The following is a 10518-nucleotide window of genomic DNA, read 5'->3' on the forward strand; positions in this document are numbered from 1 at the left end:
ATCCATGTCGACATGGATGCCTTCTATGCCTCTGTCGAGCAGCGAGACAATCCCGAACTGCGTGGCAAGCCGGTCGCGGTTGGAGGATCGGCGGCCAGAGGTGTCGTCGCGGCGGCCAGCTATGAGGCGCGGGCGTTTGGTGTGCGATCCGCGCTCCCCTCCGTGACCGCTAAGCACCGCTGTCCCGACCTGGTGTTCGTGAAGCCGCGTTTCGACGTCTACCGATCAGTCTCGGCGCAGATCCATCAAATATTCGCCGAGCATACAGATCTCATCGAGCCGCTTTCGCTCGATGAGGCCTATCTTGACGTGACCGAGAACAAGCAGGGCATCGCGTTCGCAACCGAAATCGCGACGATCATCCGCGCCCGCATCAAGGAGGCAACCGGCCTCAATGCGTCTGCTGGAATCTCCTACTGCAAGTTCCTCGCAAAGATGGCGAGCGACCTCAACAAGCCGAACGGTCAGGCCGTGATCACGCCGAAGATGGGGCCGGCCTTTGTTGCCGACCTCGCCGTCAAGAAATTCCACGGAGTCGGGCCAGCGACTGCCGAGAAGATGCAACGGCTCGGGATCGTAACTGGCGCCGACTTGCGCGAGAAGTCACTCGCCTTCCTGCGTGATAATTTCGGCAAGTCGGGGAGCTGGTACTACCGAATCTCGCGGGGGATCGACGAGCGGCCGGTTCAGCCCGATCGGCCGCGCAAATCGATCGGCGCGGAAGACACGTTTGCTGCCGATATATTCGAGTTGGAGGCAGCGAAGGCGGAGCTGATCCCGCTTGCCGAGAAGGTCTGGCACCACGCCGAGAACAAGCGGATCAGCGGGCGGACCGTCACTCTGAAGGTGAAGTACGCTGATTTCCAGCAGATTACGCGGAGCCGGACGGTTGGGCTCAATATTCGAAGCGCGGGTGAGATTGGCGAGATTGCCACGGCATTTCTGACCGAGTTGTTTCCTACCCAGAAAGGAATTCGCCTCCTCGGGGTCACGCTTTCTTCGCTGGGCGAATGCTCAGACAGGGTAGGGAATACACAGATGAGTTTGCTATGAGAAGCAGGTCAGGAAAGCGAACAGTCCCGTTTCACGGTGATCTTGACGCGGGCAATGCGGCGAAAGCGGGCCAGGCTAAGTCTGCGTAAAACCTGTGTCCACCCTCTCCAATGACAAGATCGATTGCGCCAGCCTTTCCCAAGTGTTCGAAAATGACCTCTGCCCTTGCAAACGCCTCCTGCACGCCTTCATACGGGAAAAGAGGGTCGTTACGGCCCATGACGATCAGTACTTTGGCGTCGTGGATGGCGGCAGCGATATCCGGGAAGTCGAACCATTCGAGCATACCGGGAATATAATTGTCGGTGCAGTGATCGATAGCGCCGATGCTTCGGGCGACTGTGCCAAAGCAGGACGCGGCAATGATACCCTTCAGCCGCGGCTCGAGAGCGGCGGCATACCAGGCGATCGTTCCTCCACCGGAATTGCCCATGACATGAATGCGCTCGGGATCGAGAACCTCGAACTCGGCCACCGCATCGCAGGCCCTGATGACGTCGAACACCCTCTCGCCGATTAGGGTACGTCCCAAAAGCAGTGCCGTCATCGCCGGATGCTTGCACGTCCGGTTATCGTCATTGATCGGCAGGTCCAGAGTGCGCCTGCAGCAATCGGCGCGATCGTCGCCGCGAATTCCGAAGGCGCGCTGCTCCATTGCGATGGCGGCATAGCCATGGTTCACGGCCTGGATCGCGAAATCTCGGTCGCCGCCGATGTGCTCGACGTCGCAGTCATGCACCACCTCACCGAGCGAGATATGCATGCCTGTGGTGTGTCCCTGCAGACAGATCATCACCGGCAACGGGCCTTTGGCATTTTTCGGCAGCAGCAGCACGCAAGGGACTTCGGCACCCGGCTCCGCCTCGAAAATAAATTCCTGTCGGTCATGCGTGCCACAGTCGACGCGTTCACCGACAGCCGTCACCACGCTGCCTGCGGGCCGCTCGTCCGGCATCCCGAGAAGCTCGATAAGCTTGGCGCGGAGCGTTTCGGCCCAGTCGGGATCGCTTCCGGCATGTTCGAAGGAGAGCTTGCGGGGTGCCTCCTCGATCATTCGGCTGTGCAGACCGGAAGGCGCAAAGGTCGAACGTCCGGCGAGCGAGAAGGTGAAGGGGGTGGGCGATTTGAGCATTCGAACGACCTATATTCGCTGAACTTGGGATTGCTTGCGTGGCGGGTACGGCAGCGGCGCTCTGCGGACTGAAGAATTTGACTAAAAACCCCTCTGCAAGGATTTACTGGCGCCTCAAGAAGCTATCTGGCACCGCAGTCTCTCCGTTGAATTGCACTTCCCACGAAAAAAGAAAGTTTATTCAGATAATTCAATTATTTATTTTACCTATAAGATGATAGTCGGCGTTGATGATCGTTCGCGTTTCTCTATCGGAATATGAGGGAGTTGGGATAGCCTATTCCCTCCGCAGTCAGCGCCCAGACCTGAAAAACCTCTCAAAACATTCGGAAAATAAATAATTGACGCTCCAGCGCCGTCTCGCCAATGCTCTGACGAATATCAATGTCGCTGGCTGTGCTGGCTTGCGGCAATCAAACGCAGCAGACGGGGAAAACATGAAACAAGACCGCCGCACATTTCTGAAAACAACGTTGATGACTACTGGCGCCGTCATGGGGGGCGGACTTCACAAATTTGCTTTTGCCGCCGATACCATTCGCTGGGATATGGCTGACGAATATACCGAGGCCAATCTCAGCGGCAAGGCCGCGATAAATTTCGCCAAGCTGGTCAGCGAGCGTCTCGGCGATCGTCTTGCTGTACAATATCACGGTGGTGGCACGCTGGGCTATAAATCCGCTGAACAGTTCGACGCGGTCGAGGATCGCGCCGTTCAGTCCGCTGTCACCGTTCTGACCCAGCTCGGCGGTGTCGATCCGCTGTTCGAGCTGAGTTCGCTGCCCTTTGTCGCACAGACGCCGGACGAGGCGTTGTTGCTATGGCAAATTGCAAAACCCGAATATGCAAAGGTGTTCGCGGATTATGACCAGGTGTTGCTGTGGGCCGTGCCGAGTCCGCCGAGCGGTATCCACGCCAAGATGCCGATCACCAGCCCGGATGCGCTGAAAGGCCTCAGGATCCGCAGCTATGACGCCAATTCGACGCGCACGCTCGCCGCTGCCGGGGCCGCGCCGCTGCAGATCGCCTGGTCTGATCTGACGCCGCAGCTTTCCACCGGCGGCATCGATGCGCTGCTGACGTCGGGCGAAAGCGCCGAAAAGCTGACGCTTTGGGATTACGTCAGCGACTTCACCGAGCTCAATTACGCCATGGCACTGTCGGTCGCCCACGTCCACAAGGACGACTATGACGCACTGTCGGACGAAGACAGGGCTGCACTCGAGCAGATCTGTGCCGAGTGCGACAAATACAACTGGGACCTGATGCGCGCCTCGATCGACCGTGCCTATGAGGTCATGGACGACAACGGCATGACCGTCACCCACGCCGATGCCGTGCCCCAGGACATGTTCGACTTCCTGCAGCAGGCAGCCGATCCGGTGGTGCAGAACTGGGTCGAAGCCACCGGCGATCGCGGTCAGGCCATCCTTGACGCGTTCAGGTCCGCGAAGTCCTGATGAGCGCCGTTGAAACGTTTAAACCGGCTGGCCCGAAAGGGCCGGCCTGGCTGCGGTTCATCGCTGCCGTGTCGCAAAGGGCCAATCTGACAGCCGCCTACGTCGCAGTCACCCTCGTTGTGTTAATGACGGGACTGATCCTGCTCGAGATTGGGCTGCGTGCCTTTTCGCTTTCAACGCACGTCACCGATTCCTGGGTTGCCTATGCGGTTGCGGCCGTGACATTTCTCTCGATGCCCTGGGTTCTGGAGCAGGGCAGCATGCTGCGCGTGAGCGTACTCGTCGCCCGGCTTCCGGGGTTGGCACGCAAGGTTGCCGAGTTCTTCGGCGTTGTGCTCAGTCTCGCCGCAGTGCTTTTCGTACTGAGCTATCAATGGGAGACGGTGGGAAAGCTCATCCGTCGCGGAACGCTCAGCGGCGATTACGTTCCCGTTCCGCTCTGGATTCCGGCATTGGTCTTTCTCATCGGCCTGATCCTGCTGGCGCTGCAGCTTCTGGTGAGGCTCCTGCGTCTTGTGGTGCTGTCTGAAAGCAGCGAGACCAGCCTCTCACTCTGATCTAAACCGCGAAAGTCAAGATGACCACTCTGGCCGCAACCGTTCTCCTCCTTGGGCTCCTTATCGTGACGCTCGGCGCTGGAATCTGGATATTCTCCGCTCTCCTGATCGTCAGCATCGCCTCGCTTTATCTCGGCCTCGGCTTTTCGCCCGACCGAATCGGCGCGATCGCATCCAAGGTCGTCGCCAACAAGGCGGTCTCGTGGGAGCTGGCGGCCGTCCCGATCTTCCTCTGGATGGGCGAGATCATCTTGCGCACAGATCTTTCGCAGCGTCTTTTCCGCGGGCTTTCACCGCTGGTCGCGCGGATACCCGGCGGCCTTATCCACACCAATGTCCTCGGGTGCACGGTGTTTGCGGCGATCTCAGGATCCGGCACTGCCACGACTGCGACCGTCGGCAAGATCACCATTCCCGAACTCACGCGCCGGGGCTACAACACCTCGCTTTCGGTCGGCTCTCTGGCCGGCGCCGGCAGTTTCGGGTTGCTAATTCCGCCTTCGATTGCAATGATCGTCTATGGCGTTCTAGCCGAGGTCTCGATCACCCGTTTGTTTGCCGCCGGCGTGCTGCCGGGACTGATGATGGCTGGATTGTTTTCCGGCTACATCGCTTTACGAAGCGCGATTTCCAGACACAAGCCTGAGGACGCGGCGGACCGCATGACCATGCGTATTCTGTTCGCATCCATGCGTGACCTGATGCCGATCACACTGGTGATGGTGGTGGTGCTCGGTTCGATCTATTCGGGCCTTGCAACGCCTTCGGAGGCCGCGGCGGTCGGACTAGCAATCGCCATGGTGATCGCCGGGATCGGCCGCCAGCTTTCGCGCAGAATGTTGCTGGAGACGCTGCTGAACGCGGTCCGGGTTTCGACCATGCTGTGCGTGCTGATCGCGACATCCTCGCTGCTGTCGGCCTGTCTCGCCTACATGAACCTGCCGGAGGAGATCAAAATCTGGTTTTCTCAGGCAGCGTTCTCGCCTTACATGCTTCTGTTCGTGCTGGCGCTGCTCTATATTGTCATGGGCATGTTTCTCGACGGAACGTCAATTACCGTGATGACGGTGCCAATCGTGCTGCCGGTGGTCGTCGCGGCAGGCTTCGATCCGATCTGGTTCGGGGTATTCTTGATCATCATGATCGAATTGAGCGCCCTGACGCCTCCCATCGGGCTCAACCTTTTCATACTGCAAGGGTTGACCGGTCGGGCAATCAACCGCGTGACGCTCGATGCACTGCCGTTCTTCCTTCTGATGTGCTTCGGCACGCTCATTCTCACGCTGTTTCCGATTATCGCTCTCTGGCTTCCAAGCCTGCTTTAGGCCGATTGAAACGCTTTATCTACCAGGACACCACAGACCGAAATGGCCAAGGTATCTACCCCGATTGTCGAATTCATCTGTGACTTCGGCGCAATCGAGATCGAGCTTTATCCGGATCAAGCCCCACACACGGCCCGTAACTTTCTTGCCTATTGCGATAAAGGCCTGCTTGACGGGTCATCCGTGTTTCGCATCGTGACGCCGGAGAACGACCGGCCGGAACGGTCCTGCGACAGCCGCGCCGTCCAATGGGGTTGGCGACCCGAGAAGGCTCGATACGATCCGGCGCTCGGGCGCGGATGGGACCCTATGGACGCGCCGGAAAACCTACCGTTTCCTCCGGTCCCACTCGAGACGACCGAAATCACCGGCCTTCGCCACAAACGCGGAACGGTCTCGATGGGCCGGGATTCCGCCGGGCTTTCCGGCCCGCATTTCTTCTTCTGTGTCGAGGATGCGCCATATTTCGATTTCGGCGGCAAGCGCAATCCCGATGGACGCGGCTTCGCAGCCTTCGCGCAGATTGTTTCCGGTTTCGAAGTCCTCGACAGGCTTTACGGACTCGCCGAACCGATCACATGGATGATGCACCCCTATCCGATTCGCTCGGTCAGGCGGAAAGTGTTTCACGGATAGATTGTCAACCAGTTCCGAGAGGCATTAGCCATAGCCCTGGTGGCGGTCATGATCGCCTCGAAGAAGGCCGTGGCCTCCGGTGACAGGTCCGCCGTCTTCTCGCGCAGCAACGCGAACTGATTGGTAATGGCCGGGTCGAAGGGTCGCACAGTGAGGCTTTTGTCCGGATAGCCCTCGAGCAGGATGGCATCGAGGATCGAGATGCCTATACCCGCCGATGTCAGGGCGCAGGACCCTGTCAGCGCTCCGGTCTCAACGACGCTTGTCGGCCTCACGCCTGCCTTCCGGAAGGCTTCTTCGATTGTGAAACGCGCCTCGTGACGGCGCGACTGCAAGACCAGCGGCTCGCCGGCCAGATCGCGCGGCGTGATCCGCTCTCGGCTGCAAAGCGGGTGCCCCTCCGGCAGGACACAGACATAGGCGCTCTGCAAGATCGTCCGCGCTTCGATCGCGCGGTTGGAAATCGGCATGCGCGCGATACCGAAATTCCACTCGCCGGATGCGACAAGTTCCACCGCCTCCTTCGATGGCAGATATTCAAGCGTAACGCCGATGCCGGGATTGCTTCGATGCAGGATGCGCAGGGCTTCGGGGATAATACTGACCACAAAAGATTGTGGCAGCACCACTTGCAGCCAGGCAGATGAGGGGGTCGTCAGCCGTCCGGCGGCATTTGTCAGCCGCTCGATCGAACTGAAGGTGCGGTCAACTTCGTCGAAAAAGGATAGCCCCTCTGTCGTCGGCACCAGCCGCTTCTTGACCCGCTGGAACAGTTGAACGCCGAGATCGGCCTCGAGCGAGGTGATCAGATTGCTGACCGTCGGCTGCGACAGTCCGAGCGCGCGTGCCGCCCCGCTTACGGAAGTTAATTTCACGACAGCTCTGAAGGCTTCGAGCTGCCGCATCTTGATTTCCATCTGGCACCAATTGTCCTAGATCGTTTCCGCCTTTCATGGAAACGCGTAAACGATCAACCTATTTATTTTGACGCATTTTCGCGGACGTCAGATGTTTCCATCTGGCTGCGAACTGCTCTAGTCCAGTCACAGCTTTCGAACTTAGCCTTGTTCTCAGCCATTGGCCACCACCAACGTTGATGGTAGTGTCACCTTGGCCGTATCTTGAGGATCAGAATGCCTCTCGCGGCAGTTCTACGAAAAGGTTGGTATGGGAATGGAAGGCCGGTTGTTGTAAGAGATGCGACGTTCCAGAACAACAACCTCGGAAATCAGTCCACTATCGCACCACGCAATACGCCATTCTACGGTATAAATGGAATCGACGTCAAAACCCCGCGATGACTGATTCTGCGTGATCGCAGGCAGAGGCAGCCACTCCACATTCCGCCCAGGTCAGGCATTCAGTCCATGTGGTTCGAGCGCCCGCTTTTTTGGAAGGTGTTGTAGCCAGCGACAGCCGTCGGAAGGGGCCTCCGGATCGTCAGAAATAGGGCCGTTTGCTCACGGTCCGGTTCTAGGGATCTACCGACGGCAAGCCGCCGTTCTGGGTCCGCCTCATCGGCGAAGCTGCCTGGGAAGATAAACCGGACTGCCGAGGTCGGCGGTGAGCTTGGACCTGCTCGCAGTTTTGTGCGGCTGGCATTCGCATCGATTCGGACCAGAAAGCCCGGGCGTCGCGGAGCGAGAAGAAGTCGTCGGCTTACACACTGTCCGTCATCGAATGATTTTGAACAAAAGGGGACTGGCGATCAGAAGACTCACGAGCGGCGTTCTCGAGTTCGCGCTGGGGCTCGCGTTTCCGGCAACGCGGCGGGCGCGGTTCGCGACGCTCCCATCTCAATATCCTCAAGTTCGATCGATTCCCGTCGTCTGTCAGGGCGGAGCTTTCTTCGCAGGTGTTTTGAGCGCGAGCAAGGAGCCGATGCAGAACGACATTCTGTTCATGCCCCATTTGGCTGGGACGAGGATGGGTGAGATAGCATCACTCGCGTCCAGGATTAGCCAATGGCAAAAAACGATGTCACGCAAGATGCTGTACCTTGATGCCGCGATCGATTGTCTCAGGAAGCCTGACTTGCGGTACGCCGACATTCGTCTGGCCGCCCGATCAGCAACATGACTGCTGCGCCTATTATGGCTACGATTCCGGCGCTTTGGAGAGGGGCGGACATGCCAAGTCTTTCAATCAGGATGCCACCCAGTACCCCGCCACCGGCGATAGCGACCTGGAAACCCATCGACAGAATCGCTCCGGCGCTTTCGGCCTGATCCGGAGCGGCCTGGGCGTTCCAGCTGGATATGGCGACCGGGAAGGCCCCGAAACCGAGCCCCCAGATCGCCATTGCGGCGAATATGGCGGCGGGAGCCTGCCCCTGGCTGGCCAGAGCGGTCGTTGCACATGCGATCGCCAGCGCCCCGCCACCGGCTGCAAGAGCGGGACTGCGGGATGACAACGCCCCGCCGACCAAGTTTCCGAAGAAGCCAGCCAGACCGAATGTCAGCAGAACGAGGGGGACCGTCTGCGCGTTGATCTGCAGGCCGCTTTCCAGAAAGGTTCGCAGGAAGGCAATCGCTGCCGTATTCCCGCAGATGACTAGGAATGTGGTCGCTAGACCGATCAGCACAGCGGGTTTTGCCAGCACGCTGCGGAATGATGAAAGACTGGGGGGAGCTATTGTGGAAAGCCTGGGCATCGTAGCCAACTGACTGATCAGGGCGACGAGAGCGAGGCTCACCGATATCGCAAAGGTTGTACGCCAGCTCAGAAGATCACTCAGCCAGGCACCGAGCGGGGCGGCAATGACGTTCGCGATGGAGACGCCGGTAAAAATGACGGCAATGGCACGGGGAACCTTAGACGGGGGCACGAGCCGCATTGCGAGCGCGATCACCATCGCCCAGGCGCCCCCCAGCGAAACGCCCAGCAAGGCACGTGCTGCAAGCAACAGAGGCAGGTTCGTCGCCAGGGTGCTCAGGAGTGCTGAGGCGAGGAAGAAGAGACCGAGCATCCAGACTATCTTTCGCCGGTCGAGACGGCCCGAGCCGAGCACGAGGAGGGGGCCCGCTATGGCGGCTATGAGGGCTGTGGCGGTGATTGCCTGGCCGGCGGCGCCATCGCTAACGCCCAGGTCTGATGCCATCGCAGGTATCAGTCCGATGGGAAGGAGTTCGGTGGTGATGAGGCCGAAAAGGCCGAAGGCGAGTGCGAAGACCGCCGCCCAATTTGCGTCTGTCGTTTTGCTGTCAATGATGGGCGACGACGAATCGGATGCAGAGCTTGAGGACATTTTCAACCTGTTCATGGACTGAAGAGGATCGCGCGGCGGTCCGTTCCGGTTGGTGCTGAGGGCATTCTCCGGTTTGCCGCTGACGCGCGCTCCCGTCATCTCTGTGACGGCAGGCTGGCTTGTCCAACCTCAAGTAGGGTTCAGGTCAAGCTAATTTTCGTAAATTTTTCAAATGACATTTAAGAGATCTTATTCAAGTAATAGCCGAAGTGATATTCAGGTTTGAGGTCGCGCTAGATGAAGAACGAACTGACGGTCGGCGAAATGGCAAAGCGCTCGGGCGTTTCAATCTCGACCCTTCATTTCTACGAGAAGATGGGTCTGATCGCGGCGCGCCGCACTGCCGGCAACCAGCGGCGATATCCGCGTGGCCTTCTGAGGCATGTCGCAATCATCCGGATAGCCCAGAGGGCTGGCATTACCCTTGCGGAGATCAAGGAGACGATGTCCTCCCTGCCGGAGGACCGAGCTCCGAATGCGCAGGAATGGCGCCGGATGTCCGCACATTGGGCCGATCGGCTGACAGAACGCATCAACTCACTCATCCAGCTTCGGGACGAGATGCAGGGCTGTATCGGATGCGGGTGCTTGTCGATGAAGCAATGCCCGCTGCGCAATCCCAATGATGTCCTGAGGAAAGCCGGCGCCGGACCGGTCCTGCTGGACTGAGGTCAGCGTGGGTTGGATGGCGCCGGCGGCTGAACCGCGGCATCGCCACTTGGCCGCGATGACGCTTTCGTGCTCGCTTAGGTATTGCCTCCGACCCTGACCATGCCTTCCCGCGACACACGGCGCTCAAGCTTGAGAACGGATTTGAACGGTGCCAGCGGTAACGGCCGCAGGTGCGGCCGCTACTCGGCAAAGGCTTCGTTGACGACGCGAAGGGTCGTGGCATGCTTTCTCGGACTGGCGACAGTGCCCAGCCAGTGCCGCAACTGGGCGCTCAGATCGTCGAGATAGCGAAACGAGCGGGCCAGGAAGAAGTCCTCTCGGATATAATGGAAAGGCCGCTCGACCTAGCCCTTATCGGCGAATGACTGACGGATGGCGACGACGAGGGGCCCGCTCAAAACCCACGGACGCCACAAATGAGGAGCGACGATGATCT

General features: G+C 59.2%; 9 protein-coding genes and 1 pseudogene. 6 read left to right on the plus strand and 4 right to left on the minus strand.

The genetic code is table 11. The features are described 5' to 3' along the window. Window positions 1-1053: DNA polymerase IV (dinB, locus tag AC5DC2_RS12305; protein WP_491698673.1), on the plus strand; the 1053-nt coding region annotated here is incomplete at its 5' end. A gap of 31 nt (window positions 1054-1084) precedes the next feature. Here dinB and AC5DC2_RS12310 read toward each other — a convergent pair. Further along, a complete protein-coding gene (locus tag AC5DC2_RS12310) occupies window positions 1085-2185 on the minus strand; it encodes an alpha/beta hydrolase family protein (protein ID WP_491698674.1) in 1101 nt (366 codons plus the stop codon). 476 nt (window positions 2186-2661) lie between these two features. Between AC5DC2_RS12310 and AC5DC2_RS12315 the strand changes: the two genes are divergently transcribed. From AC5DC2_RS12315 to AC5DC2_RS12330, 4 genes are read left to right on the plus strand one after another with little or no spacing between them, the layout of a single operon-like run. Next, window positions 2662-3645: a TRAP transporter substrate-binding protein gene (locus tag AC5DC2_RS12315; protein WP_491698675.1), complete on the plus strand. Its 984-nt coding sequence runs from the start codon at window positions 2662-2664 to the stop codon at window positions 3643-3645. Continuing rightward, window positions 3645-4202 carry a TRAP transporter small permease gene (locus AC5DC2_RS12320; protein ID WP_491698676.1) on the plus strand — a complete coding sequence of 186 codons (558 nt, stop codon included), beginning with the start codon at window positions 3645-3647 and terminating at the stop codon, window positions 4200-4202. The genes AC5DC2_RS12315 and AC5DC2_RS12320 overlap by 1 nt, the downstream gene beginning before the upstream one ends. 20 nt (window positions 4203-4222) lie before the next feature. Continuing rightward, window positions 4223-5527 carry a TRAP transporter large permease gene (locus AC5DC2_RS12325; RefSeq protein ID WP_491698677.1) on the plus strand — a complete coding sequence of 435 codons (1305 nt, stop codon included), beginning with the start codon at window positions 4223-4225 and terminating at the stop codon, window positions 5525-5527. Window positions 5528-5569: 42 nt separating this feature from the next. After that, window positions 5570-6163, plus strand: coding sequence for a peptidylprolyl isomerase (locus AC5DC2_RS12330; protein ID WP_491698678.1), 594 nt, complete (start codon window positions 5570-5572; stop codon window positions 6161-6163). On the opposite strand, the gene AC5DC2_RS12335 is transcribed toward AC5DC2_RS12330, so the two are convergent. Continuing rightward, a complete protein-coding gene (locus AC5DC2_RS12335; RefSeq protein WP_491698679.1) occupies window positions 6154-7080 on the minus strand; it encodes a LysR substrate-binding domain-containing protein in 927 nt (308 codons plus the stop codon). The two genes, AC5DC2_RS12330 and AC5DC2_RS12335, sit on opposite strands and share 10 nt — an antisense overlap. A 1103-nt stretch (window positions 7081-8183) precedes the next feature. Next, entirely contained in the window at window positions 8184-9509 is a 1326-nt protein-coding gene (locus tag AC5DC2_RS12340; RefSeq protein WP_491698680.1) for an MFS transporter, read from the minus strand. A 138-nt stretch (window positions 9510-9647) separates the two neighbouring features. Between AC5DC2_RS12340 and soxR the strand changes: the two genes are divergently transcribed. After that, window positions 9648-10079 carry a redox-sensitive transcriptional activator SoxR gene (gene soxR / locus AC5DC2_RS12345; protein ID WP_024707260.1) on the plus strand — a complete coding sequence of 144 codons (432 nt, stop codon included), beginning with the start codon at window positions 9648-9650 and terminating at the stop codon, window positions 10077-10079. 83 nt (window positions 10080-10162) lie between these two features. On the opposite strand, the pseudogene AC5DC2_RS12350 reads toward soxR, so the two are convergent. Then, window positions 10163-10426, minus strand: a pseudogene (locus tag AC5DC2_RS12350) (IS21 family transposase); the annotation flags it as partial. Window positions 10427-10518: the final 92 nt, after the last annotated feature.

Source organism: Martelella sp., assembly GCF_984369615.1.

What these genes read in the sequence shown, in the direction of transcription:
- AC5DC2_RS12325 (WP_491698677.1), top strand. Translation starts at nt 4,223, where the DNA reads ATGACCACTCTGGCCGCAACCGTTCTCCTCCTTGGGCTCCTTATCGTG.
- AC5DC2_RS12315 (WP_491698675.1), top strand. Translation starts at nt 2,662, where the DNA reads ATGACTACTGGCGCCGTCATGGGGGGCGGACTTCACAAATTTGCTTTT.
- AC5DC2_RS12335 (WP_491698679.1), bottom strand. Translation starts at nt 7,080, where the DNA reads ATGGAAATCAAGATGCGGCAGCTCGAAGCCTTCAGAGCTGTCGTGAAA.
- soxR (WP_024707260.1), top strand. Translation starts at nt 9,648, where the DNA reads ATGAAGAACGAACTGACGGTCGGCGAAATGGCAAAGCGCTCGGGCGTT.
- AC5DC2_RS12340 (WP_491698680.1), bottom strand. Translation starts at nt 9,509, where the DNA reads ATGACGGGAGCGCGCGTCAGCGGCAAACCGGAGAATGCCCTCAGCACC.
- AC5DC2_RS12310 (WP_491698674.1), bottom strand. Translation starts at nt 2,185, where the DNA reads ATGCTCAAATCGCCCACCCCCTTCACCTTCTCGCTCGCCGGACGTTCG.
- AC5DC2_RS12320 (WP_491698676.1), top strand. Translation starts at nt 3,645, where the DNA reads ATGAGCGCCGTTGAAACGTTTAAACCGGCTGGCCCGAAAGGGCCGGCC.
- AC5DC2_RS12330 (WP_491698678.1), top strand. Translation starts at nt 5,570, where the DNA reads ATGGCCAAGGTATCTACCCCGATTGTCGAATTCATCTGTGACTTCGGC.